A 25,134-nucleotide genomic window follows, 5' to 3' on the forward strand; every position below is an offset into this window, starting at 1 on the left:
CTATCCCTTGCCTATACTGTGGACAACAGTTTTTATAAAAGTGAGGGGTTAGAGATGTTATTTCTTCATGATGTGTGGGTCAATTGGTTTGAAGGGGAAGAAAATGGCTACAATGTATGCCACTTTCACGAATGGCGCAAAGAAGATACGGTTGAGCTTTTGGATCAGGTGCCGCTGTTAAGGGTGCCGTCAGTACTGTTTCATTACATAGAAAACGATTTGTCAGAGCTTCCGAAAGGTTTGCTTGAAGACGTACATCAGAAATCGTACATTCGGAAAAATCATGAGCGGACAAAGCTTGAGTATTGTTTTGTCGTAACAGACGGAATCGGCATTTTAGCTGTCGACACGATCGGCTACACGATCCCTATCAGAAAAAGCCGTCTAATCCCAAGACAGGAGCAGCTCGTTTATGAAATGGTAAAAGATGTAGAGCCTGAAACATATGAATTTGAGCCAAAGAAGCTGGAATCCTCCAAGGAATATCACATCTTATCATTAGCACCAGAACATGTCAGAGGACTGACGAGAAAAGAACGGCAAATCAAGCAGCTGATGTTTATGGCGCTTGACCAATTAAAAGGGCTGAAAAACCGGGCGGAAATCGGCTACTGGTACACAGAGTGGAATCCGCATATGTATGAACAAATCAAAAGGATGAGCTTTGAAGAGATTTGGGACATGCTGTATAACGAAACAATTGAAGGCTGGTCGGACAAGCACCTAGCTTTTTGCGAAAACCTAATAAAAGGACAGCCTTTTTTCGAAAAGCTATGGGAAATGGAAAACGAATCAAAGGTCAACTAAAAAAAACCGCTCTTTGCAAAGAGCGGTTTTTTGATTAGCGTCTTTTTCTTCCAAGACCCATGGCATTCTCCATTTTTTTCAGCATTTTGTTTGCTGTCCGGTTCGCTCGTTCCGCGCCTTCATCAAGAATCCGGTCTAATTCTTCAGATTCTATGAGCTCATAATAGCGGTCCTGGATCGGTTTTAATGCGTTCACCACGACTTCTGCCAAATCACCTTTAAACTCGCCGTAGCCTTTTCCTTCGTACTTTGCTTCAAGCTCTTCAATTGTCGTATTGCCGAGGATTGAATAAATTGTAAGAAGGTTTGAAACGCCCGGTTTGTTTTCCTTATCAAATTTCACAATGCCTTCAGAATCCGTTACAGCGCTTTTGATTTTCTTTTCAAGCTGCTTCGGCTCATCCAGCAATGTAATATAAGCTTTCTGATTCGGATCAGATTTGCTCATTTTCTTCAGCGGATCATTCAGAGACATGATACGTGCACCGACTTTTGGAATTTTCACTTCCGGAATCGTAAAGATGTCGTTGTATTTTTTGTTGAAGCGTTCTGCAAGATTCCGCGTCAGCTCAAGGTGCTGCTTTTGATCCTCGCCGACAGGTACAAGATCCGTTCCGTACAGCAGAATATCAGCGGCCATCAGCGGCGGATATGTTAACAGGCCGGAGACGACAGCTTCATTGCCTTTGGATTTGTCCTTAAATTGAGTCATCCGCTCAAGCTCGCCGATATAGGCGACACACTGCATCATCCATCCGGCCTGCGCATGCGCGGGGACCTCTGACTGAATAAACAATGTTGCTTTTTCTGGATCAAGTCCGACAGCTAAGTAAAGCGCCGCGAGATTGCGAATATTCTTTCTAAGCTCAAGCCGGTCTTGAGGAACAGTTATCGCATGCTGATCGACGATGCAAAAATAGCTGTTATAATCATGCTGCAGTTCGACAAACTGCTTCATTGCACCGATATAGTTGCCGAGCGTCACTGAGCCGCTTGGCTGAATACCTGAAAAAATCGTTTGTTTCATGAAAACATCAACCTCATTTCTTAAAACATAATAAAAAAGGCTCATTCTTCCCCTGTAAAAAAGGGACGAATGAACCGTGGTACCACCCTGATTATTCCATTAAAATGGAATCACTCTGACGTTTGTAACGGAGACTGCTCCGGCTGAGCCTACTTTTTTCCAGTTCGGTCAGCTGCTCCAAAGTCCATTCCACATTGCCCGTTATCTGCTCCCAGCACCGCAGACTCTCTTCAAACAGGTGAAACGTGTACTACTCTTTTTCATAGCAAGCTTTTCTTTTGATTGCTTCATTATAAATCAATTATAACCAATTGTCATCATGAAAAAACATTCTTTTTTCCAGTAAAATTGTAATAATATAAATAACACGAGTGCTGTAAAATCCTTAAATGATAACTGCTATCAGCGTAAAAACAGGCAGATATTATATGTAAAAAGCAATATGGGCAGAAAACACATGAAAAAGTTTTTAATCAATTTATGCTTTAAATGGTAGAAGGATATTATGTTCATGGAAGAAAAACTAACGAAGTTTAAATATTTTAAATTGATAAAATAATATTGCAATAAATTATTTGTTTCATTATAATGAACTTGTTCACTCTATTGTTACAGCTTTTTTACAAAAATAATCAGAAAAGACGGAACAGAATAAAAGTTGCGGAAACTCAGGTTCATTTGTCTGATATTTCTGAGGATTTAGCCGTAAGGAGCTGAAAATTATTATTAGGGGGTTTGCGAATATGAAAAAACGTTGGTCGATTGTCACGTTGATGCTCATTTTCACTCTCGTGCTGAGCGCGTGCGGCTTTGGCGGCAGCGGATCAAACGGTGAAGGGAAAAAGGACAGTAAAGGAAAGACGACACTTAACATTAATATTAAAACTGAGCCGTTCTCCTTACATCCGGGATTGGCAAATGATTCAGTATCAGGCGGTGTTATCCGTCAGACTTTTGAAGGATTGACACGTATCAATGCAGATGGTGAGCCTGAAGAAGGCATGGCTTCTAAAATTGAAACGAGCAAGGACGGAAAGACATATACATTTACCATTCGTGATGGTGTGAAATGGTCTAATGGAGACCCTGTAACTGCACAAGATTTTGAATATGCTTGGAAATGGGCGCTTGACCCTAATAACGAATCACAATACGCTTACCAGCTCTACTACATAAAAGGTGCTGAAGCGGCGAATACCGGCAAAGGCAGCCTAGATGATGTGGCAGTAAAAGCTGTGAATGACAAAACGCTGAAGGTTGAATTAAATAACCCGACTCCATATTTCACTGAATTAACTGCGTTCTATACGTATATGCCGATCAATAAGAAAATTGCAGAGAAAAATAAAAAGTGGAATACAAATGCCGGAGATGATTATGTATCAAACGGGCCGTTCAAAATGACGGCATGGAAACACAGCGGCTCTATTACTCTCGAAAAAAATGACCAGTATTGGGATAAAGACAAAGTCAAACTGAAGAAAATCGATATGGTTATGATCAACAATAACAATACGGAACTGAAAAAATTCCAAGCTGGCGAACTTGATTGGGCCGGTATGCCGCTCGGACAGCTTCCGACAGAATCCCTGCCGACCCTGAAAAAAGACGGTTCTTTACATGTTGAGCCGATTGCAGGTGTGTATTGGTACAAATTCAACACTGAAGCTAAGCCATTAGACAACGTAAATATCCGTAAAGCTTTAACATATTCGCTTGACCGTCAGTCGATTGTTAAAAACGTTACGCAAGGAGAGCAAATCCCGGCAATGGCTGCAGTGCCGCCTACAATGAAGGGATTTGAGGATAACAAAGAAGGATACTTCAAAGACAATGATGTCAAAACAGCAAAAGAATACCTTGATAAAGGCCTAAAAGAAATGGGCTTAAGCAAGGCATCTGATTTGCCAAAAATCAAATTGTCTTACAACACTGATGACGCACACGCGAAAATCGCTCAAGCAGTACAAGAAATGTGGAAGAAAAATTTAGGCGTTGATGTTGAGCTTGATAACTCAGAGTGGAATGTCTATATTGATAAGCTCCACAGCCAAGATTATCAAATCGGCCGTATGGGCTGGCTCGGCGACTTCAATGATCCTATCAACTTCCTTGAATTGTTCCGTGACAAAAACGGAGGAAATAACGATAAAGGCTGGGAAAATCCAGAATTCAAAAAGCTTCTGAATCAGTCACAAACTGAAACAGATAAAACAAAACGTGCAGAGCTGCTGAAAAAAGCAGAAGGTATTTTCATTGATGAAATGCCGGTTGCCCCAATCTATTTCTATACTGATACTTGGGTACAGGATGAAAACCTAAAAGGTGTTATCATGCCAGGTACTGGTGAGGTTTATTTCAGAAACGCATATTTTAAATAAGGCTACGTCTGAAAATAAAAGACCTCAAGGTATATGGGGAGAAAAGCCCCATATACCTTTCTTACTGATGGAGTATAAAAATGTAAAAACCATGGAGGTGTTCCCCCTTGCTAAAATATATCGGAAGACGCTTAGTCTATATGATTATCACACTATTTGTGATTGTAACTGTGACATTCTTCTTAATGCAAGCAGCACCGGGCGGGCCATTTTCAGGTGAGAAAAAGCTTCCGCCTGAAATTGAAGCAAATTTAAATGCGCATTATGGCTTGGACAAGCCGCTGTTTGTACAATATGTCAGTTATTTGAAATCAGTTGCAATGTGGGATTTCGGACCGTCATTTAAATATAAAGGTCAGAGTGTTAACGACCTGATCAGTTCAGGTTTCCCCGTTTCATTCACTCTTGGAGCAGAAGCTATTCTCCTCGCTTTAGCGTTAGGTGTATTGTTTGGGGTCATTGCAGCCCTTTACCATAATAAGTGGCAGGATTATACCGTCGCGATTTTAACGATATTTGGTATTTCGGTTCCGAGCTTTATCATGGCGGCTGTTCTGCAATATGTGTTCTCCATGAAGCTTGGGCTGTTTCCGGTCGCGGGGTGGGATTCCTGGGCATACACCTTTTTGCCTTCAATCGCACTTGCTTCCATGCCGATGGCGTTTATTGCCAGACTTTCCCGTTCAAGCATGATCGAAGTGTTAAACAGTGATTATATCCGCACAGCGAAAGCGAAAGGGCTGTCCCGCCCAGCGGTTACAGTGCGGCACGCCATTCGAAACGCGCTTTTGCCGGTTGTTACATATATGGGCCCGATGGCCGCACAGGTCTTAACGGGGAGCTTCATTATTGAAACCATTTTTGGGATTCCGGGGCTTGGTGCACACTTCGTCAACAGTATTACAAACCGTGATTATACGGTCATTATGGGTGTAACGGTGTTCTTCAGTGTCATCTTGCTATTGTGTGTATTAATCGTAGATGTGTTATACGGCATTATTGATCCAAGAATCAAGCTTTCCAAAGCAAAGAAAGGAGCCTAGGCCATGCAGAACATTCCAAAAAACATGTTTGAACCAGCCGCAGCGAATGCCGGCGATGCAGAAAAAATAAGTAAAAAGAGCCTTTCCCTCTGGAAAGATGCGATGCTTCGCTTCCGCAGCAATAAGCTTGCAATGGTCGGGCTTATCATTATCGTACTTATTATCCTTATGGCAATTTTTGCGCCGATGTTCTCGAGGTATGATTATTCAACTACTAATCTCTTAAATGCGGATAAGCCGCCTTCAAAAGATCACTGGTTCGGAACAGATGATCTTGGACGGGACATTTTCGTCCGTACATGGGTAGGGGCGCGAATCTCAATCTTTATCGGTGTTGCAGCTGCTGTTCTTGATTTGCTGATCGGCGTCATTTGGGGGAGCATTTCAGGCTTCCGCGGTGGCAGAACGGACGAAATCATGATGCGTATCGCTGATATCCTTTGGGCAGTTCCTTCATTATTAATGGTTATCTTACTGATGGTTGTTCTTCCGAAAGGTCTATTTACGATTATTATTGCCATGACGATTACAGGCTGGATTAATATGGCCAGAATCGTGCGCGGACAAGTGCTGCAGCTGAAGAATCAGGAGTATGTGCTTGCTTCACAGACACTGGGTGCAAAAACATCCCGTCTTCTGTTTAAACATATCGTGCCAAACGCAATGGGTTCTATTTTGGTCACGATGACACTGACAGTTCCTACTGCGATTTTTACAGAAGCCTTTTTAAGCTATTTGGGACTTGGTGTTCCGGCTCCGCTGGCAAGCTGGGGAACGATGGCTTCTGACGGATTGCCTGCATTGACCTATTATCCGTGGCGTTTATTCTTCCCTGCCGGATTTATCTGCATTACAATGTTTGGTTTTAACGTTGTCGGCGACGGATTAAGAGACGCATTGGATCCTAAGTTACGTAAATAAGGGAGTGATACGGGTGACACGCCTATTAGAAGTAAAAGATTTAGCAATTTCATTTAAAACATATGGCGGAGAGGTCCAGGCGATCCGCGGAGTGAATTTCCATCTGGATAAAGGGGAGACGCTGGCCATTGTTGGAGAATCAGGTTCCGGAAAAAGTGTAACCTCTCAAGCGATTATGAAGCTGATTCCAATGCCTCCGGGTTATTTCAAACGCGGTGAGATCCTGTTTGAAGGAAAGGATCTGGTGCCGCTGTCCGAAAAAGAAATGCAAAATGTCCGGGGAAAAGAGATCGGCATGATATTCCAAGATCCGATGACCTCTTTAAATCCAACGATGAAGGTCGGTAAACAAATTACGGAAGTGCTTTTTAAACACGAAAAGATCTCGAAGGAAGCGGCTAAAAAACGCGCGGTTGAACTGCTGGAATTAGTCGGTATCCCAATGCCGGAAAAGCGGGTGAACCAATTTCCGCATGAATTTTCAGGCGGGATGAGACAGAGGGTTGTCATTGCCATGGCGCTTGCAGCGAATCCGAAACTTCTGATCGCCGATGAGCCGACAACTGCTCTTGATGTAACGATTCAAGCGCAAATTTTGGAATTAATGAAGGATTTGCAAAAGAAAATTGACACGTCCATCATCTTTATCACACACGATCTTGGTGTTGTGGCTAACGTTGCTGACCGGGTCGCTGTCATGTACGCGGGACAGATTGTAGAAACTGGTACGGTAGACGAAATCTTCTACGATCCGAGACATCCGTACACTTGGGGGCTTCTTGCATCCATGCCGACACTGGAAAGTTCAGGAGAGGAAGAGCTGACTGCCATTCCGGGCACACCGCCTGATTTGACAAACCCGCCAAAAGGAGATGCTTTTGCCCTGCGGAGCCCTTATGCGATGAAAATCGATTTTGAACAGGAGCCGCCAATGTTTAAGGTATCTGATACTCATTATGTCAAATCGTGGCTGCTTCATCCCGACGCGCCAAAGGTAGAGCCGCCAGAAGCGGTAAAAGCGAAAATGCGTAAACTGGCAAACACGTTTGAAAAACCTGTCTTAGTGAGAGAAGGTGAATGAATTGACTGAAAAACTATTAGAAATCAAACATTTAAAACAGCACTTTGTCACGCCGAGGGGAACGGTTAAGGCTGTAGATGATTTATCATTTGATATCTATAAAGGTGAAACATTAGGGCTGGTTGGTGAATCTGGCTGCGGTAAATCGACAACAGGCCGAAGCATTATCCGGCTGTACGAAGCAACCGATGGTGAGGTGCTGTTTAACGGTGAAAATGTGCACGGGAGAAAATCGCGGAAAAAGCTGCTGGAATTCAACCGCAAAATGCAGATGATTTTCCAAGACCCCTATGCATCCCTGAATCCGAGAATGACAGTTGCTGATATTATTGCTGAAGGTCTTGATATTCATAAGCTGGCAAAAACGAAAAAAGAGCGGATGCAGAGGGTTCATGAACTATTGGAAACAGTTGGTTTAAACAAGGAACACGCGAACCGCTATCCGCATGAATTTTCCGGCGGCCAGCGCCAAAGAATCGGGATTGCCAGAGCTCTTGCTGTTGATCCGGAATTCATTATCGCGGATGAGCCGATTTCCGCTTTGGATGTATCCATTCAAGCGCAGGTCGTGAATTTAATGAAAGAACTGCAAAAAGAAAAAGGGCTCACATACCTGTTTATTGCCCACGATTTATCGATGGTCAAATACATCAGTGACCGCATTGGCGTCATGTATTTCGGGAAACTGGTTGAGCTTGCGCCGGCAGATGAGCTTTATGAAAATCCGCTTCACCCATATACAAAATCATTGCTTTCTGCGATTCCGCTTCCAGATCCAGACTATGAGAGAAATCGCGTTCGCCAGAAATATGATCCGTCCGTCCATCAATTAAAGGATGGGGAAACGATGGAATTCCGTGAAGTCAAACCGGGACATTTTGTGATGTGCACGGAAGCCGAATTTAAAGCTTTTTCATGATTCATCAATCCTTCAAGAGATTTCTCTTGAAGGGTTTTTTTGCGTCCTCATAGAAAGTGAGAATGATAACATTTACAATTAGAGGAAAAAAACGGAGGCGAAATACGATTCAATTTCTGCATAACAAAAATGTTTTTGCACTATTGCTGTCTCAATCTTTTCAATCTTTAGCAGGAGTCCTCGTCACAATCGTTTTAATGGTCCGGGTCTATCAAATGACTGACTCTGTTTTTTTGGCGGGCCTTATTTTATCGTTCATGTCGTTTGCGAGTATAGCAGCAAGCTTTTGCGTCTCTCCGGTGCTTCGCATTCTCGGTTTTAAAAAGGTGCTTGTGGGAGCGAATCTGCTGAGAGCGGTCTTTACAATCCTGATGGCATACAGCGTCACTCATCACGGACAGGCATTCTTTTGGATTACGCTGCTGTTTGTGTTTTGTTTTTCCTTCGCGGGCGCTTTTTTTCAGCCGGCAAGATTTGCGCTGCTGCCGATTATTGTTCCAAAGAAGCAATATGTAAAAGCGAATGGTGTGATCTCTCTCTCGAATCAATTATTCTTAACAGCAGGCTGGGGCCTTGGAGGCCTTCTGACGTACGCCGTCCCTTTTGAACTCATTGTCGGCGCTGCTATTTGCCTGTTTGTTCTATCGGGAGCTTCCATCAGTGTGCTGCATGTAAATGAAGAAGAGGCTGTAGGAACTGCTGAAACAGCATCTGCCAGAAGTATATGGAAGGATTTAATGATCATCCCTATTGTAAGAGACATTACTGTAATGGACATGATAGAAGCTTTGGCGGGTTCCGTATGGTCATCTGCTATTCTCCTCGCATTTACTGCGGCTGTTTTGCATGAAACAGAGGTGTGGTGGGGGATGTTTAACGCTTCCTATTTTATAGGCGCAATTGTCGGCAGTGTGATTGCCATTCGTTTTTCTTCTTTTTTTGAGCGGAATATGGGCTATGCCATTATGTTCAGCTCGCTTGTAATGTCGGCGCTGACCCTTTTGTTTTCATTTTCTCCAGTCCCATTTTTATGCGCTCTGGCTTGTGCTGCAATGGGGCCTTTTTATCAGGTGCGTGATATTTGCCAGGAAACCATGCTGCAGGAGGTTATTCCCGAGCAGAAACGAATCGGAATCATGGCTGCAAAAAATGCGATTTTGACTCTTTGGTCAGGCGTCACCTACTCCATTATGGGGCTAGTGGCTGATGCTGCTGGTGCGAAAATAGCTTTTATCGCGGCTGCTGCATTATATATCATGACATTTCTGATTGCACTGGCGCAGCCCCGCCTGGTTCATTACAGGCGAGAAAATCGAGTTCAATGAGATACACTTCAAAATGAACGGAGCAGCTGGCTCGGTTTTTGCTGAAAAAAAAATGAAACCATGGCGGAAGTTCGCACGTCTTTATAGATGTAAGGCTGTTTAAACAAGAAGAAATGGGGTATATCTAAAAGTATGAAGACAACGAACTCATAAGGAGCAAATCAATGAACTGGTATGAAAAGCTTAGCGAGTACTTTCCAATTGAAGAAATGAAATCAAAAGCGCATATGGAAGCTCTTCTGAAAGAGCGAAGCGATATTTATCATAAAGATGAAGGCAAACATCATATTTTAATGTTTGCGGAGTTCGATTCTTTTATCTTCGTTGATTATCTGTATGTGTCTAAGGATGCAAGAGGGCAGGGGCTTGGCGGCAAATTGATCGCGAAGCTGAAAAAGAAAAATAAGCCCATATTGCTCGAGGTGGAACCTGTGGATGAAGATGATACTGATACAGAAAAACGCCTGAGGTTTTATCAAAGAGAGCATTTCAAGCATGCTCAGTCAATTGGGTACCGGCGCCGGTCATTGGCTACGAATGAAGTAAACAAGATGGAGATTCTGTACTGGTCACCAAAAACAGAATCAGAAGAAGAAATTCTTGAAGCCATGAAACAAACATATGAAAACATTCATACTTATAAAGACGAGAAATGGTACGGGGAATCGTACGAAAAAACGGATGAAGTCCTGAAACTCATTGATGAAGAAAAACAAAAAAATATTTTCGATCAGTTAAGCTAATTGAGAATTAGAACATATCATGAACATTAAAAATTTGCTGGATTGACACATTTTTTTCTTAGGATACTGTTCACACTTACTTTTTTATAGTATAATACCTGTAAAGATTCCTTTTTTAGAGTAATTTCAATTTAAGAATAAAATAGATGTTCATCCTACTAATTAGAGGAGTGAAGATAAATGGTTACACTATACACATCACCAAGCTGTACTTCATGCAGAAAGGCGAGAGCGTGGCTCGAGGAGCACGATATTCCATTTGTAGAAAGAAATATTTTCTCTGAACCTTTATCAATTGATGAAATAAAACAAATTCTTCGAATGACTGAGGATGGTACAGATGAAATCATCTCAACCCGTTCAAAAGTATTCCAAAAACTGAATGTGAACGTTGAATCTATGCCGCTGCAAGATTTGTACCGCTTGATCAACGAGCATCCAGGGTTGCTTCGCCGTCCGATCATCATTGACGAAAAACGTTTGCAGGTCGGATATAACGAAGACGAAATCAGACGTTTCCTGCCAAGAAAAGTTCGCTCTTTCCAATTAAGAGAAGCACAGCGTTTGGCAAACTAATAGATCGTATCATCAAAAGAAGGCTGAGTCATCAGCCTTCTTTTATTTTTCAACCTGCTGGTAATAAATGCTCGCAAGGATGACAAACGCAACCGTCAAAATGGGGAGGAGCGTTTCAACTGTGCCGTGCTGCGCCATAAAAAGAGACAGCTTTTTGTCTCTGACAATCATTTCTCCGCCAGTATAAGCAAGCAGCCCGCTTCCCGCGTAAATCAGAAGCGGTATTTTCTCTAGTGCAATATGGATGAGTTTGCTGCCCCAAATAATAACCGGAACCGATACACACAATCCTATAACAACGAGAGAAAACTCACCGTGTGAAGCTCCCGCAACTGCGATGACGTTGTCCAGCGACATAAAGAGATCTGCAAGCACAATCGTTCGTATCGCTCTCCACAGGGAGGTGCTGCTTTTAATGTGTTTCGTGTCTTTTTTTTCAATCAGCAGCTGATATCCTAAATACAGCAGGAAAATTCCGCCGGCGCACTGCAAGAACGGAATGTTCAAAAGATATACTGCTGCACTTGTTAATCCGATTCTCATGGCAACGGCAATAAATGTTCCGAGAATAATGGCTTGCTGTCTTTGCTTGTCCGGCAAATGTCTGCTGGCCATGGCAATAACAACCGCGTTATCTCCGCCGAGGATCAGGTCAATCCCAACAATGACGAGCAGAGAAATCAGATAGTCATGCTCCATGAAGCGGCACCTCGCTTTCAGTCCTTCGCTTGTACTACTACTATATGAGACAGGTCATATTTTATGATATCAGCCGCCTGATCTGCCGTTTTTTAGGCAAAGGTGCATTTTTATTTCTTTTGTGACTGTTTTATCATAAAATAGAAATACAAAGGAATTCACACTGGCCTTGGTTAAGGTTAAGATGTGGACGGAATGGGTAAAGTGTAGTAAAGTACAATTAATCGGGAGCTTAGATGTCCCTTCAACATCTTATATAGAAGGGAAGGTTGGCAAATGGAAATTGAAAGAATTAACGAGCATACAGTAAAATTTTATATGTCTTACGGAGATATTGAAGATCGCGGTTTTGACAGAGAAGAAATTTGGTATAACCGTGAGCGCAGTGAAGAACTTTTCTGGGAAGTCATGGATGAAGTTCATGAAGAAGAGGAATTCGCTGTGGAAGGCCCACTTTGGATTCAAGTTCAGGCACTGGACAAAGGATTAGAAATCATCGTCACAAAAGCCCAGCTTTCCAAAGACGGACAAAAGCTCGAACTGCCGATTCCTGAGGATAAAAAGCAAGAACCAGCATCTGAGGATCTTGACGCCTTGCTGGATGATTTCCAGAAAGAAGAGCAAGCCGTCAATCAGGAAGAGAAGGAGCAAAAGCTTCAATTTGTCTTGCGATTTGGCGATTTTGAGGATGTTATTTCTCTATCTAAATTGAACGTTAACGGAAGCAAAACGACTTTATATTCGTTTGAGAACCGATATTATTTATATGTAGATTTTTGCAATATGACTGATGAAGAGGTTGAAAATCAGCTAAGCATCCTGCTGGAGTACGCAACTGAATCCTCAATCAGCATACACCGTCTTGAAGAGTACGGCAAGCTGATTATTTCAGAGCATGCTCTAGAAACGATAAAAAAACACTTTGCATCATAGCAAACCGATTTCCTTCCGGAAATCGGTTTTTTTTATGCACGAAAATGCCATTTTAGAGATGTGAAAAATCAAAAACATATAGACAAGCAGAAAATACAGCGAACAGGAGTTGATCATCTTTTCCAGAAAGTATACTTCATCTGGAAAGGAGAGATGACAATTGTTTAGTGCTGTGACTGAAGACGGCCAACTGTTTCACCTTCTAGGCGCTCAGCAAAACCAGAAATTAAAGCGGAGACGGTTCTTCTGTCCGGTATGCGGGGGAGAGCTAGCTGTGAAGCTCGGACTTCAAAAAGCGCCGCATTTTGCCCATAAACAGAACAAGTCCTGCTCCATAGACATCGAACCGGAAAGCGCCTACCACTTAGAAGGAAAAAGACAGCTGTATGTATGGCTGAAAACACAACGGGCTTCACCAATATTGGAGCCGTATATAAGGACAATCAACCAAAGACCGGACGTCATGGCAAGGATCAAGGAGCATATGCTTGCTGTTGAATATCAATGCGCCACTATCGCTCCAGATGTCTTTCAAAAGCGGACAGAGGGCTTCAAACAAGAAGGAATCATCCCGCAGTGGATTATGGGATACAGCCGCTTAAAACGGACTGCTTCGTCCTTTTATCAGCTTTCAGCTTTTCATTGGCAGTTTATCAATGCAAGTCCATACAGAGAGCTGATATGTTATTGTCCTGAAAGGCGTTCTTTTCTCCGGCTCAGCCACATCATTCCATTCTACACAAACCATTCTTATTCCTCAGTCCAAACGATCCCTATCCATCGGGCAGGTGCAGGCGATCTTTTTTTCACTGAACCGAAACCCTCAATTCAATATTCAGGCTGGACGAAAGCGATTCACCGTTTTCGCCATAAACCCCATCGGTTTAACTCAAAGGAAACAAATCGCCTTAGGCTGCTGTTTTATGAGAAACGGCAGACGCCTTTTTCTTTTCTGCCGACTGAAGTGTTTGTTCCTGTTAGAAAAGGGGCAGTTTTTAAGAGTCCGGTTTTTGTGTGGCAGGGGTTTCTTTATTTGTTTATGACGGATCTTGGAGGTAAACGTGCGCCAATTCGTTTTTCAGCCGTTTTGCAGCAGTGCAAACTGCACATTCATAATAAGAACATTGCACTCAGGTTTGAATGCAGCGAAGAGTGTCTTTCAGAAGCGGTTAAACAGTATATTGATTTTTTGTGCAAGAAGGGATTTTTAAGGGAGACTCAGAAAGAAGTATATGTGCTGAATCAGCCTGCAGGCGGCATACACTCCATGCAGGATCTCATAGAAAGAGACCGCAGCTGTTTTATAGAATGAGTTTGTCTTATTTGGCTCACCCTAAGACAAAGGTGGTGGGCAGGCTGTGAAAGGCACAAAAGGAAAGGTTTTTCGTGTTTTTACTGCTTTTTTGGCATTCGTTCTCTTCATTACTGCATATGATTTGACAAAAGGCAGTGAAAAACCGGAAGATATTCACAACACAAGTTTATTGAGAAACAGCTGTTTTTTCAATTGGCTTGAATCAAAGAAGACGAGGGGGATCACCATGGCTGAGGAAAAAAAAGCAAACCAACTGCCTGACAGAAGTGAGGTAAAGGCAGAAGACACATGGAGACTTGAGGATATTTTTCCTAGTGATGAGGCCTGGAATAAAGAATTTCAAGCTGTAAAAGAATTAATTCCGAATTTATCTAAGTATAAAGGAAAGCTGGCAGATTCAGCTGATCATTTATACGAGGCTCTTACGTATCAAGATAAAGTGATGGAGCGGCTGGGTAGGCTGTACACATATGCGCATATGCGCTCTGACCAGGATACTGGGAACTCCTTTTACCAGGGGCTGAATGACAAGGCGGGAAACCTGTATACACAGGCCGCAAGCGCGACAGCTTATCTGGTTCCGGAGATTTTATCCATAGAAGAAGACAAACTGCAGCAGTTCATTCTTGAAAAAGAAGAATTAAAGCTGTACTCTCATGCGATTGAGGAGATTACAAAGGAACGTCCGCATGTGCTGAGCGAGAAGGAAGAGGCACTGCTTGCTGAAGCCTCCGAGGTACTGGGGTCATCTTCAAATACATTCAGTGTGTTAAATAACGCAGATATAACGTTTCCATCCATTAAAGACGAAGATGGGAATGAAAAACAGATCACTCACGGCAACTTTATTAATTTCTTGGAAAGTGAAAACCGTGAAGTCCGCAAAAATGCGTTTGACGCAGTGTATAAAACGTACGGACAATATAAAAATACAATGGCCACGACGCTTAGCGGCACTGTGAAAAAGGACAACTTCTACGCGAGAGTGAAAAAGTACAAGTCCGCGCGTGAGGCTGCGCTTTCTAACAACAGTATTCCTGAGGAAGTATACGATAACCTTGTTAAGACGATTAATAAGCATTTGCCGCTCCTGCACCGCTATATTGCGCTAAGAAAGAAAGTGCTTGAGCTTGATGAAGTGCATATCTATGACCTGTATACACCGCTTGTGAAAGATGCTGGGATGAAGGTGACATACGAGGAAGCCAAAGATTACATGCTGAAAGGCCTTGCACCTTTAGGGGAAGAATATGCCTCTATCCTAAAAGAAGGACTGGAAAACCGCTGGGTGGACGTTTACGAAAATAAAGGCAAACGCAATGGGGCTTATTCATCAGGAGCTTACGGCACGAATCCGTATATTTTGATGAACTGGCATAATAACGTCAATAATCTCTTTACGCTCGTGCACGAGTTTGGACATTCCGTACACAGCTACTATACGAGAAAGCACCAGCCTTATCCATATGGCAATTACAGCATCTTTGTCGCGGAAGTTGCCTCTACGACAAATGAAGCGCTCCTTGGCGAATATCTGCTGAACAATTTAGAGGATGAAAAACAGCGCTTATATATTCTCAACCATATGCTTGAGGGCTTCAGGGGAACGGTTTTCAGACAAACGATGTTCGCTGAATTTGAACATCTGATCCATACAAAGGCGCAAGAAGGCGAGCCGCTTACACCTGAGCTTCTGACAAAGGTCTATTACGACCTGAATAAAAAGTATTTTGGAGACGGCATGGTGATTGATAAGGAAATCGGCCTTGAATGGTCGCGTATTCCGCACTTCTATTACAATTACTATGTGTATCAGTATGCGACAGGGTACAGCGCTGCCCAAGCATTAAGCAGCCAGATTTTGAAGGAAGGAAAGCCGGCGGTTGACCGTTATATTGACTTCCTGAAAGCGGGAAGCTCACAATACCCGATTGATGTCCTGAAAAAAGCGGGTGTTGATATGACGTCTCCAGAGCCAATCGAAGCCGCGTGCAAAATGTTTGAAGAAAAACTTGATGAAATGGAAGAGCTGCTGATGAAAGTCAAGCAGTCTTAAAAAAGTAAGCCTGTGCGGAAATGACGCACAGGCTTTTTTAAAACCCTTTAAAGGTTTTCCGGTGATTCAAGCGGTAGAGGGTAAACAAAATAGACAGAAACAGCAGAGGAGAGGTAATATAAAGCGGCAGCATATGCATCATGCCTAAGATATTCAAGCAGAAAAAAACAGCAATGCACACAATTGAGATCAAAGTAGACATCATGGCGGTCCTCCTCGTCCTTTTTCCTTATAAGGATATGAGTGAATGCACTTCGTTATGTTTTGTGACAAAAATATGAACATTAAGCATAGAGGTTGTCAAAAGTCGACATCTTTTGTTATCATAAGGATGTGAAATTGATCACAAACAAACATTACCCCTTTGTTTGACCGTGAAAAATTTCTCCCATCCCCTTTGTTGTCGTTAAGACATATGAAACCGCGCTTATCCCGGCGCGGTTTCTTTAGTGCTAAAAATGGAACGTACGTTTGGTTATGGCATAAAAAAACAGCCTCAAGCATATGCACGCCTGCGGCTATTTTTCACATGATTGATATTCATCAGAATAAGTGCTGAGAGACTTCCAAAACATTCCGTGTTTGGCTTCTACTTTGGCAACCTTTTTAGCAAACGCCAGTTTTTTCATTTCTTTTTCTACCTCTTCAAGGCTCAGGTCATATACAAGAGCAATTTCCTTCGAGGCAACGAAGCGGAAATATTCAATAAAACATTCTAAAGGCGGTGTTTCCGAAGGCTTCGGCTCGTCGCCAAGCATCTCAAATAAAATTTCTTCATATACATCATATGAGTAGCTGCCAGGAACTTTAAGCCCTTCATCCTCATGCTGCGTATTAAAAAACGTCAGTGTCGGATTAACAGAAACATCCATCTCAGCAGCAATTTTCATGTCACATTGAAGCGCCTTGACCGCGCTTTGAGAATGCAGATCTTTTTTGAATTCTTCAAGATCGAGACTTGTATTTTCAGCAATCTCCAAAAGCACGTTTTCATCCGTAATATTTTTCTTTGAAACAAATAGGCTCTCCTGCATATTTCTGAGAAATTGCATGCCGGCTTTTCGGCCTTGCAATTCGGCTGCTTTAAAAGCGAGAGCAGCCATATAAGGCGATGAAAGCGGCTGTTCCTGTTCGAACCAGACATTGCCGTCACATGACATGCCAGAGCGGCTCGCGATCTTTTCCCATGCTTCTGCGAGAAGATGCTTTTTTCGCTTTTTATTTAAAGCGGTAAGGCTTGCGGAAGCGATAATGCGTAAGGTGAAAAAACGTCCGTATCTGATTTTTAGCTTTTTGATGACGGGCTCTAAGGACCAGCATTCTGGACATAAAGGGTCTACAAACATATAAATTTCAAGCGGCTTTTTTGGATGACCGTGGCAATGGGCGAAGTATAGCTCATGCTGATAGTTTGTCAAGATGATCGATCCTCCGCTTCCGTTTGATTCACCATATGCCTTGCTGTCAACTCCAGCCGGCCAAACAAAAACTCACGAATTTCGCCCTCCAGCCCTACATGGTCTATTGCGTCCTTCATACAGCTGAGCCACGCATCAGCTCTCTCGTTTGTAATTGGAAAGGGAAGATGCCTTGCTCTGAGCATAGGATGGCCGTGCTCCTCAGTATAAAGCGGAGGCCCGCCTAAATACTGAGTTAAGAATTGCTTCTGTTTCCTGGCGGTTTCTGTCAAATCGCTTGGAAAAATCGGCTTCAGCAAAGGATGAGACGCGACACGCTCATAAAAAGTATCAACAAGTTGCGATAGAAGTTCCTCTCCAATCGCTTCATAAGGTGCGTTAAACGATTGTCCCATGTTGACTACTCCTTTAAATATGGCTAATAGGAATCATAAATCCTATTGCAAAAAGTAATTTTCTGTATTTCATTGTTTCATCTAGATTTATTTTAGCAACAAGGCATCATTTCTACAAACAAACTGCCTTTTATGCGTTTGATGACTCATTTCGGCTAACAGCCGGGGTTTGTATTTCATATCATATCACATAAAAATCAGGAATGCGTAAGATTTCACTTCGCAAAAAAACCAGAGGGAAAGAGCACCTCTGGTTACGCGTAATAAGCTGAAGTTATTTTTTTTACATAGTTTTTCGTTTCTTGGAAAGGAGGAATGCCTCCGTATCGGTCAACATTCCCCGGTCCGGCGTTGTAAGCCGCTAATGCCATAGACACATTGCCGTCGTATTTATCCAGCATTTGTTTTAAATATTTCGTTCCGCCTTCCACATTTTGCTGCGGATCAAGCGGATTGGAAACGCCAAGTGAGCTTGCTGTTGACGGCATCAGCTGCATGAGGCCCATCGCGCCTGCTCCGCTGACCGCTTTTGCATTAAAGCCTGATTCCTGTTTGATGACGGCACGGATCAGTTTTTCATCAACGCCATATTTATCAGCGGCTTTTTTAATCGCACTGTCAATAGAGAAGTCTCCCGAACTGATCTGATTTGCTTCATGTTTGTTTGAAGCTGAATCTGCAGCAGCTGTTTCAGTGCTTTCTGCCGCTTTTGTGACTGAACCTGAATTGCTGCTCGTATATGAGTTAAGCCCATACGCTGAAAGCAGTGACGGCGCTGTTGTATTCGCGCTGTTCAGCATGCTGAGCGGGCTTGGCGATGAAGAAGGTGCTGATTGCTGAGATGTCAGACCGTTTGTATATTGGCTGAGCAAAGAGCTAAAACTTGAAAGCGGGCTTTCCGTATTCTGAGTGTCCGAGCTGCTGCGTGCATTAGATATGGACTGTAGTGCCTGAAGCTGAAGTAAAGCTGCCCAATTCGTTACATTCACGATGCCATTCCACCTTATATAGACTTTCGTTTTTCTTCATAAAAACGCAGAATTTTATTTTTGGTTTCGCGCTGAGGAATGCTGAATTGCTGAAGCAGCTTCTCGAAAGCTTTTCTGCCCTCATGCCAATCCGCCGCCTCAAATTCAATTTCATAGTCCTCTTTATTTAAATATCGGCTGTGGTCTAAAACTATTAAGCCTTTTTCTGTTTCTTTTTCCGCACGGTTTGTTGCTAAAGATCCAAAGTATTGAATGGCATCCGTATCGATCTGAAGCTTGTGCAGCTGGTCCTTCACAGGGCCCTCGGGAACTGAAAATCCAGCGAGATCTGATACCTCTGAAAGCTGCTGGTGCGTTTCCAGAAGCCCCACATCAGCCGGCTCCTTTAATGTAAGGACATACTTTCCGTTTTTTCTGCGGATACGAAGCGCAGCTTGTTTTTGTTTCAGCGCGAAGCTGTCTGTATCAAAATAATGATTCTTTTGATCTGTAAAATCTTTTTCTGTCAGCTGGAGTGCCGCTGCTATGTTTTTGAATTCTTGTTTGGTCAGCATGTTTTTAAATTCGATTTCAATTTCTTGGCTCATGATGCTCTTCCTTTCCGCCCTGTAAATCTTATTTTTACTATTATCTCTTTAGATGTTAGGTTTATCAATATCGAGCTCGATATGATAAAATGAATCTGTACTTTGTTTAAAAAAGGAGAGCATTATGCAAAACAGAATCGAAATTTTGAATGCAACATTATCGGATGATCAGCTTCGCCTTGCCTGTCAGACAGAAGGAAACGAAGCGAAACGCAAGCCGTCAGGTCAAATGCTTGTTGATTCTGACCACTTTGCTTTTGTATACATACTTGAATTAGCTGATTCTTTTGAATATGTCATTATAAAGGAACATGTATGGCCGGAACTGAAGCAGGCCCATGCACAAAAAATACCGGTTGTTTTAGAGGCAGGAGACCAAACAATTGAACTGGCAGGCCTGCATGAGGAGCTGGAATATCTTTTAGAAAATATAAAAGATAATGCAAACTATGGAGAAGAAATGGAAGAAAAAGTGAAACGCGTGTTTTTATAGAAACTGGTTCGGAATTGGGGGATGTATGATGGATGACAAACAATGGGAGCGTTTTTTAGTGCCGTACCGCCAGGCTGTCGAAGAGTTGAAAGTGAAGCTCAAGGGGATCCGCACACTATATGAATACGAGGACGACCATTCACCGATCGAATTTGTGACCGGACGCGTCAAGCCTGTGGCGAGCATTCTTGAAAAAGCGAGACGGAAAAGCATACCGCTGCATGAAATTGAAACCATGCAGGACATTGCTGGCCTTAGAATCATGTGCCAATTTGTCGATGACATCCAAATCGTAAAAGAGATGCTTTTTGCCAGAAAAGATTTCACCGTTGTGGATCAGAGGGATTATATTGCGGAACATAAAGAGAGCGGATACCGGTCATACCATCTTGTTGTGCTGTACCCTTTGCAGACGGTATCCGGAGAAAAGCATGTTCTCGTAGAAATACAGATCCGTACACTGGCGATGAATTTTTGGGCGACCATTGAACATTCATTGAATTATAAATACAGCGGAAACATTCCTGAAAAAGTAAAACTAAGGCTTCAGCGCGCTTCTGAAGCGGCTTCCCGGCTTGATGAAGAGATGTCGGAGATCAGGGGTGAAGTACAGGAAGCTCAAGCTGCCTTTTCAAGAAAGAAAAAAGGAAGCGAGCAACAATAGGTAAAGGGGAAGAAGAGCATGAAATTTGCCGTATCATCAAAAGGAGATCAAGTTTCTGATACGCTGAAAAGCAAAATACAGGCGTATTTATTGGATTTTGATATGGAACTGGATGAAAATGAACCGGAAATCGTTATTTCAGTCGGAGGCGACGGAACGCTTTTGTATGCTTTTCACAGATACAGCGACCGCTTGGACAAAACAGCATTTGTCGGCGTTCACACAGGTCATCTGGGTTTTTATGCCGACTGGGTTCCTCATGAAATTGAAAAACTTGTTCTTGCCATCGCGAAAACGCCGTATCATACAGTCGAATATCCGCTTCTCGAAGTCATTGTGACCTATCACGAAAACGAGCGGGAAGAAAGATACTTAGCTTTGAATGAATGTACGATTAAAAGCATCGAAGGAAGCCTTGTTGCTGATGTGGAAATCAAAGGGCAGCTCTTTGAAACCTTCCGGGGCGACGGCCTCTGCCTGTCAACTCCATCAGGCAGCACAGCCTACAATAAGGCGCTGGGCGGAGCGATTATCCATCCGTCTATCAGGGCGATCCAGCTTGCGGAAATGGCTTCAATTAATAACCGCGTGTTCCGTACGGTCGGGTCACCTCTGCTTCTCCCATCCCATCATGATTGCATGATTAAGCCGAGAAACGAAGTTGACTTTCAAGTGACGATTGACCATTTAACCCTTCTCCATAAGGATGTAAAGTCGATCCGCTGCCAAGTTGCATCCGAAAAAGTGCGGTTTGCGAGATTCCGTCCGTTTCCATTTTGGAAAAGAGTCCAGGATTCGTTTATTGGAAAAGGTGAATAGAAAGAGGGCATATCGTGGAGCATTTTTTTATCAGAAAGAACATTACTTCCGCTGAGGACGGGATGACTGTAAAAGAATATGCCGGTGAACTGGGAATTTCGAAACGTCTGCTGACCGATATTAAGTTTGGCGGGGGAGACCTGCAGATTAACGGTGAGCATGTGACGGTCAAATACGTTTTGAAAGAGGGAGATCTTCTTATCGTGAAGTTTCCTGAGGAACAGGTGAGCGAGACGCTGCTGGCAGAGCCTGTTCCGCTCGATATCCTTTATGAGGATGAACATGTGCTTGTGATAAACAAGCAGCCGTATGTGTCATCAATCCCTTCGAGAGAGCACCCCTCCGGCAGCATTGCCAATGGAATTATTGATCATTATCAAAAAAACGGAGTGAGGGCGACAGTACATCTTGTCACCCGGCTAGACCGGGATACATCAGGTGTCATGCTTGTTGCCAAGCATCGATTTGCCCACTCCATTTTATCGTCTGCGCAAAAAAACGGCCTTGTGAAACGCCGGTATGCGGCAGTGGTTCACGGGCGGATGGCACAGATGGAGGGAACAGTCGATGCTCCGATTGGCAGACATCCTGACAGTATTATTGAACGGACGGTAACACCGGACGGCCAGAAGGCTGTTACTCATTTTTACGTCACATGTGCAAATGATGACATGACCTCGGTGGCATTGCAGCTTGAGACTGGACGAACCCATCAAATTCGTGTTCATATGAGCTATCTCGGGCACCCGTTGTGCGGCGATACACTGTACGGCGGAACGAGACAGGAAATTGGCCGGCAGGCTCTGCACAGCGAGCATCTTTCATTTATCCATCCGCTGACACAGGAGAACATGACGTTTCATGCTCCACTGCCTCAGGATATGAGAAAACTGATAAAAGGAGAGAATCATTGATTCTCTCCTTTTTTATATGGGGCGAAATCTTGATTCGTCGTAAGGCAGGGAGCTTGGAACAGAGACGGTTTCTATTTCTGGAAAGCGAAAGCCTGTCAGTTGATTTCCGAACACGCAGCCTGTATCAATGTTGATGGTGCGATTGACCTTCCGAGGCTCTTTCACAGGTGTATGACCGTATACCACCCAAGCCTTTCCGTTATAGGCTGCCGCCCAATCACGCCTGATGGGTCTGCCGTCCGGATATGTTTCACCCGTCACGTCACCGTAAAGCACAAAGTCCTTCACTCTGCGGGTATATTTGCCGATATCGTCAGCTCTTATGCCAGCATGGGCGACAACTAATTCTCCATTATGTAAGATGTCGTAAAGCGGCGCTGTTTCGTACAGCTTCATAAACTGTTCGCTGACTGATTTTTTCTCATCTTTGGAAAGTTCCTCAAGCTCTGCCGCTGTTGTTTCGAGACCATGCATCACTTTTACCGGATTTCCTTTTAAGTAACGATATAATTTATTGCAATGGTTTCCCGGGACATAACGCACAGCGCCTTTTTCGTAAGCGCCGGCTACAAATCGGATGACCTCTATCGATTTGGGCCCTCTGTCAGTTAAATCTCCGGCAAAAACAAGCACCCTGCCTTCTTCATGGACAGGTACTCCATTTTTGATTGTATAGCCAAGCTTTTGGATTAATGCAGTCATTTCGTCATAGCAGCCATGAATATCGCTGATGATATCGTAAGCCATGCGGTCTCCTCCTTACAAATTGTTTTATTTATTATGAAGCAAAGTGTTGTGAGTCATCACAAGCTTTTATGTGCAAATTATAGAAGAAGAATCATTTTCTAAACAGGATTAAGACCTTATCACTTTATTTTTCATCATCACCCTTGTTAAAATCGCGTTATGTTTTTTAAAAATGAGGTTTTGTTCTCTGAGTGAGAACTAGCATAACCCTGACTTAAAAAGGAGGTTCTGATTATGGCGCATACATCTGTCGCATCTTTAGTTGTTGTACTTATCGTTGCATTTTTGACACCCATCCTTTTGCATCGGTTTAAACTCAGCATCCCGGTTGTTGTTGCTGAAATCATTATGGGGCTGATTATTGGGAAAAGCGGCCTTAATTTAGTTGTGGAGGGTGACACCTGGCTCCAAACACTCTCTATGCTCGGATTTATCTTTTTGATGTTTTTAAGCGGGCTTGAAATTGATTTTTCGTCGTTTGAGAAAGGAAAGAAAAAGCAGTTCCTGCCGAATGGCAAGGAAGCGCCGAATACGTTTGCTGCGGCATCTGTTATTTTCGTCGGTATTTTTATTTTATCATTGCTCTTGTCCTATGGGTTCGTCTTGGCCGGATTTATCCAAAATGCATTTTTAATGACCCTTATTATTTCAACGATATCGTTAGGCGTTGTCGTTCCAACATTAAAAGAAGAACGGATCATGAATTCGAATATCGGGCAGATTATTTTGCTTGTTGCTGTTATTGCTGATTTGGCCACGATGATTCTTCTTGCTGTTTTTTCTTCTTTATACGGAGAGGACAGCGGAAACATGTGGCTCCTGATGATTCTGTTTGCAGCCGGAGTGGTGCTTTACTTTTTCGGCCGGGTCTTTAAACATCGCTCTTTTGTGCAGTCCATGTCAAAAGGGACGATCCAGATCGGGACGCGTGCCATTTTTACGTTAATTATTGTACTCGTTGCCCTGTCTGAATCACTTGGGGCGGAAAATATTCTCGGCGCTTTCTTAGCGGGGGTTCTCGTTTCCCTGCTTTCGCCAAACAAAGAACTTGTTCAGCAGCTGGATTCATTTGGTTATGGGTTCTTAATACCGATTTTCTTCGTGATGGTCGGTGTGAAGCTGGATATTTGGACTCTTTTTCAGGATAAAACAATTTTAATCATGATTCCGCTCCTGCTGCTGGCGCTGTTAGTCAGCAAAATCATTCCTGTCATGTACTTAAAGAAGTGGTATGATAACCGAACCATTTTCGCGTCTGGTTTCTTGCTGACATCAACGCTTTCGCTCGTGATTGCCGCTGCAACAATCGGGCAGCAGCTTCACGTGATCAGTGCAAATATGTCAGGAGCGCTAATTTTAGTAGCTGTCATTGCAAGTATTTTTACGCCGATCTGTTTTAAAAAATTATACAAACGGGAAGAGCAGCCGGAGGAGAAAAAGACGATTACGTTCATTGGCGCCAATCAAATGACTTTGCCTGTCACACTCGAATTGCCAGAGGAAGAGTATGACGTGCGTGTTGTACACGTCTACCAAGAGAATGCGGAGGAAAAGCTGTCAGAATCAGTGTTTGCTGTTGAAACAATTTCTGACTATGAACACGAGACGCTTGAATCACTCGGCATTTTTGAAACGGATATCCTCGTTGTGGCGACAGGAAATGAAGATATGAATGCAGACATTGCATTACTTGCAAAAGATAAAGGCACAGAAAGAGTCATTGCAAGCGTAGGCTCACCGGAGCATGAAGCAGCTCTGAAGGAGCAGGGAATCAGCATCTTTTCTATTCTGCTGTCGACAAAAACGCTGCTTCGCGCACTGATTGAAGCGCCTGGCGTCATGAAGCTGCTCACGAACCAAGAGTCTTCGCTGTATCAAATTAATATGGAGAACAGTAAATATGATGGTGTCATTTTACGGGAATTCCCTTTAACAGGTGACGTCATCTTTGTCAGGATCTTCAGAGGTGTGGACAGCATCGTTCCTCATGGGGATACGAGGCTGAAATTGGGAGACCGTTTAATTGTCACCGGATCTCGGGGGTACGTAACGGATCTTAAGAAAACATTGGAAGGATAAATCTTGACCAAATAAGGATTCGTGTTAATATAGAGGTGCAGAACAATTCAATATGTATTCGTTTAACCACTAGGGGTGTCCTTCATAAGGGCTGAGATAAAAGTGTGACTTTTAGACCCTCATAACTTGAACAGGTTCAGACCTGCGTAGGGAAGTGGAGCGGTATTTGTGTTATTTTACTATGCCAATTCCAAACCACTTTT

The 25,134-nt window shown here is 43.2% G+C and carries 27 protein-coding genes, 1 riboswitch and 1 other annotated feature; of the genes, 18 read left to right on the forward strand and 9 right to left on the reverse strand.

The window, feature by feature from the left end:
- Positions 1 to 54 precede the first annotated feature (54 nt).
- Complete coding sequence (locus bslm_RS06025) at positions 55 to 807, forward strand: YjbA family protein (protein ID WP_046380932.1); 753 nt, start codon at positions 55 to 57, stop codon at positions 805 to 807.
- Between the two features lie 34 nt (positions 808 to 841).
- On the opposite strand, the gene trpS is transcribed toward bslm_RS06025, so the two are convergent.
- Complete coding sequence (gene trpS / locus bslm_RS06030; protein WP_003245134.1) at positions 842 to 1,834, reverse strand: tryptophan--tRNA ligase; 993 nt, start codon at positions 1,832 to 1,834, stop codon at positions 842 to 844.
- A gap of 58 nt (positions 1,835 to 1,892) precedes the next feature.
- Positions 1,893 to 2,107: a binding site (T-box leader), on the reverse strand.
- Between the two features lie 470 nt (positions 2,108 to 2,577).
- On the opposite strand from trpS, the gene oppA reads away from it, so the two are divergent.
- The 8 genes from oppA to spx all read left to right on the forward strand — a co-directional run bounded on the left by oppA (position 2,578) and on the right by spx (position 10,823).
- On the forward strand, positions 2,578 to 4,215 hold the full coding sequence (gene oppA / locus bslm_RS06035; RefSeq protein ID WP_046380933.1) for an oligopeptide ABC transporter substrate-binding protein OppA: 1,638 nt from the start codon (positions 2,578 to 2,580) through the stop codon (positions 4,213 to 4,215).
- A gap of 107 nt (positions 4,216 to 4,322) precedes the next feature.
- Positions 4,323 to 5,258, forward strand: a complete 936-nt coding sequence (gene oppB, locus bslm_RS06040) for an oligopeptide ABC transporter permease OppB (protein WP_003245554.1) — start codon at positions 4,323 to 4,325, stop codon at positions 5,256 to 5,258.
- Positions 5,259 to 5,261: 3 nt separating this feature from the next.
- On the forward strand, positions 5,262 to 6,179 hold the full coding sequence (gene oppC / locus bslm_RS06045; protein WP_003232954.1) for an oligopeptide ABC transporter permease OppC: 918 nt from the start codon (positions 5,262 to 5,264) through the stop codon (positions 6,177 to 6,179).
- Between the two features lie 4 nt (positions 6,180 to 6,183).
- Positions 6,184 to 7,260: an oligopeptide ABC transporter ATP-binding protein OppD gene (gene oppD, locus bslm_RS06050; RefSeq protein WP_072173823.1), complete on the forward strand. Its 1,077-nt coding sequence runs from the start codon at positions 6,184 to 6,186 to the stop codon at positions 7,258 to 7,260.
- Between the two features lies 1 nt (position 7,261).
- Entirely contained in the window at positions 7,262 to 8,179 is a 918-nt protein-coding gene (oppF, locus tag bslm_RS06055; protein ID WP_003245567.1) for an oligopeptide ABC transporter ATP-binding protein OppF, read from the forward strand.
- Between the two features lie 107 nt (positions 8,180 to 8,286).
- On the forward strand, positions 8,287 to 9,504 hold the full coding sequence (locus bslm_RS06060; RefSeq protein ID WP_080478438.1) for an MFS transporter: 1,218 nt from the start codon (positions 8,287 to 8,289) through the stop codon (positions 9,502 to 9,504).
- A gap of 164 nt (positions 9,505 to 9,668) precedes the next feature.
- Positions 9,669 to 10,247, forward strand: a complete 579-nt coding sequence (locus tag bslm_RS06065; protein WP_003224597.1) for a GNAT family N-acetyltransferase — start codon at positions 9,669 to 9,671, stop codon at positions 10,245 to 10,247.
- Between the two features lie 180 nt (positions 10,248 to 10,427).
- Positions 10,428 to 10,823, forward strand: coding sequence for a transcriptional regulator Spx (spx, locus tag bslm_RS06070; RefSeq protein WP_014476435.1), 396 nt, complete (start codon positions 10,428 to 10,430; stop codon positions 10,821 to 10,823).
- A gap of 42 nt (positions 10,824 to 10,865) precedes the next feature.
- Here spx and bslm_RS06075 read toward each other — a convergent pair whose 3' ends face one another.
- Positions 10,866 to 11,522 carry a TerC family protein gene (locus bslm_RS06075; RefSeq protein WP_003232944.1) on the reverse strand — a complete coding sequence of 219 codons (657 nt, stop codon included), beginning with the start codon at positions 11,520 to 11,522 and terminating at the stop codon, positions 10,866 to 10,868.
- A 169-nt stretch (positions 11,523 to 11,691) separates the two neighbouring features.
- Here bslm_RS06075 and bslm_RS21275 point away from each other — a divergent pair, with 169 nt between their 5' ends.
- Both bslm_RS21275 and mecA read left to right on the forward strand, forming a co-directional pair.
- The gene (locus bslm_RS21275) at positions 11,692 to 11,832 is read left to right on the forward strand and encodes a hypothetical protein (RefSeq protein ID WP_119122854.1); all 141 of its coding nucleotides are present in this window, start codon (positions 11,692 to 11,694) and stop codon (positions 11,830 to 11,832) included.
- A complete protein-coding gene (gene mecA, locus bslm_RS06080; protein WP_003245194.1) occupies positions 11,799 to 12,455 on the forward strand; it encodes an adaptor protein MecA in 657 nt (218 codons plus the stop codon). The genes bslm_RS21275 and mecA overlap by 34 nt, the downstream gene beginning before the upstream one ends.
- Here mecA and bslm_RS21280 read toward each other — a convergent pair.
- On the reverse strand, positions 12,450 to 12,572 hold the full coding sequence (locus tag bslm_RS21280; RefSeq protein ID WP_003245684.1) for a hypothetical protein: 123 nt from the start codon (positions 12,570 to 12,572) through the stop codon (positions 12,450 to 12,452). The two genes, mecA and bslm_RS21280, sit on opposite strands and share 6 nt — an antisense overlap.
- Before the next feature lie 73 nt (positions 12,573 to 12,645).
- Here bslm_RS21280 and coiA point away from each other — a divergent pair, with 73 nt between their 5' ends.
- Positions 12,646 to 13,767, forward strand: a complete 1,122-nt coding sequence (coiA, locus tag bslm_RS06085; RefSeq protein ID WP_003232938.1) for a competence protein CoiA — start codon at positions 12,646 to 12,648, stop codon at positions 13,765 to 13,767.
- A 229-nt stretch (positions 13,768 to 13,996) separates the two neighbouring features.
- Positions 13,997 to 15,826: an oligoendopeptidase F gene (pepF, locus tag bslm_RS06090; RefSeq protein WP_173401378.1), complete on the forward strand. Its 1,830-nt coding sequence runs from the start codon at positions 13,997 to 13,999 to the stop codon at positions 15,824 to 15,826.
- 37 nt (positions 15,827 to 15,863) lie between these two features.
- Here the strand turns inward: pepF and bslm_RS20540 are convergent, their stop codons facing one another.
- From bslm_RS20540 to bslm_RS06115, 5 genes are all read right to left on the reverse strand, one after another.
- Positions 15,864 to 16,031 (reverse strand): hypothetical protein, encoded by a 168-nt coding sequence (locus bslm_RS20540; protein ID WP_003244944.1) that lies wholly within the window; start codon positions 16,029 to 16,031, stop codon positions 15,864 to 15,866.
- Between the two features lie 313 nt (positions 16,032 to 16,344).
- The gene (spxH, locus tag bslm_RS06100) at positions 16,345 to 17,244 is read right to left on the reverse strand and encodes a protease adaptor protein SpxH (protein WP_024573348.1); all 900 of its coding nucleotides are present in this window, start codon (positions 17,242 to 17,244) and stop codon (positions 16,345 to 16,347) included.
- Entirely contained in the window at positions 17,241 to 17,639 is a 399-nt protein-coding gene (locus tag bslm_RS06105; protein ID WP_046380935.1) for a globin domain-containing protein, read from the reverse strand. The genes spxH and bslm_RS06105 overlap by 4 nt, the downstream gene beginning before the upstream one ends.
- Positions 17,640 to 17,893: 254 nt before the next feature.
- On the reverse strand, positions 17,894 to 18,628 hold the full coding sequence (gene cwlQ, locus bslm_RS06110; RefSeq protein WP_046380936.1) for a bifunctional muramidase/murein lytic transglycosylase: 735 nt from the start codon (positions 18,626 to 18,628) through the stop codon (positions 17,894 to 17,896).
- A gap of 14 nt (positions 18,629 to 18,642) precedes the next feature.
- Positions 18,643 to 19,215 carry a CYTH domain-containing protein gene (locus bslm_RS06115; protein WP_014479452.1) on the reverse strand — a complete coding sequence of 191 codons (573 nt, stop codon included), beginning with the start codon at positions 19,213 to 19,215 and terminating at the stop codon, positions 18,643 to 18,645.
- A gap of 124 nt (positions 19,216 to 19,339) precedes the next feature.
- On the opposite strand from bslm_RS06115, the gene bslm_RS06120 reads away from it, so the two are divergent.
- From bslm_RS06120 to bslm_RS06135, 4 genes are read left to right on the forward strand one after another with little or no spacing between them, the layout of a single operon-like run.
- Positions 19,340 to 19,708 carry a UPF0738 family protein gene (locus bslm_RS06120; protein ID WP_046380937.1) on the forward strand — a complete coding sequence of 123 codons (369 nt, stop codon included), beginning with the start codon at positions 19,340 to 19,342 and terminating at the stop codon, positions 19,706 to 19,708.
- Positions 19,709 to 19,736: 28 nt separating this feature from the next.
- The gene (gene yjbM, locus bslm_RS06125) at positions 19,737 to 20,372 is read left to right on the forward strand and encodes a GTP diphosphokinase (RefSeq protein ID WP_003245294.1); all 636 of its coding nucleotides are present in this window, start codon (positions 19,737 to 19,739) and stop codon (positions 20,370 to 20,372) included.
- An 18-nt stretch (positions 20,373 to 20,390) separates the two neighbouring features.
- A complete protein-coding gene (locus bslm_RS06130; RefSeq protein ID WP_003232918.1) occupies positions 20,391 to 21,191 on the forward strand; it encodes an NAD kinase in 801 nt (266 codons plus the stop codon).
- A 14-nt stretch (positions 21,192 to 21,205) separates the two neighbouring features.
- Positions 21,206 to 22,105 (forward strand): RluA family pseudouridine synthase, encoded by a 900-nt coding sequence (locus bslm_RS06135; RefSeq protein ID WP_015383360.1) that lies wholly within the window; start codon positions 21,206 to 21,208, stop codon positions 22,103 to 22,105.
- Positions 22,106 to 22,117: 12 nt separating this feature from the next.
- On the opposite strand, the gene prpE is transcribed toward bslm_RS06135, so the two are convergent.
- Positions 22,118 to 22,852, reverse strand: a complete 735-nt coding sequence (gene prpE, locus bslm_RS06140; RefSeq protein ID WP_003244765.1) for a bis(5'-nucleosyl)-tetraphosphatase PrpE — start codon at positions 22,850 to 22,852, stop codon at positions 22,118 to 22,120.
- Positions 22,853 to 23,086: 234 nt separating this feature from the next.
- Between prpE and bslm_RS06145 the strand changes: the two genes are divergently transcribed.
- Positions 23,087 to 24,931, forward strand: coding sequence for a monovalent cation:proton antiporter family protein (locus bslm_RS06145; RefSeq protein ID WP_029317615.1), 1,845 nt, complete (start codon positions 23,087 to 23,089; stop codon positions 24,929 to 24,931).
- A gap of 61 nt (positions 24,932 to 24,992) precedes the next feature.
- A riboswitch (TPP riboswitch) is annotated at positions 24,993 to 25,101 on the forward strand.
- Positions 25,102 to 25,134: the final 33 nt, after the last annotated feature.

The sequence above is a fragment of the Bacillus sp. LM 4-2 genome, assembly GCF_000978495.1.
Taxonomy (GTDB): domain Bacteria; phylum Bacillota; class Bacilli; order Bacillales; family Bacillaceae; genus Bacillus; species Bacillus subtilis.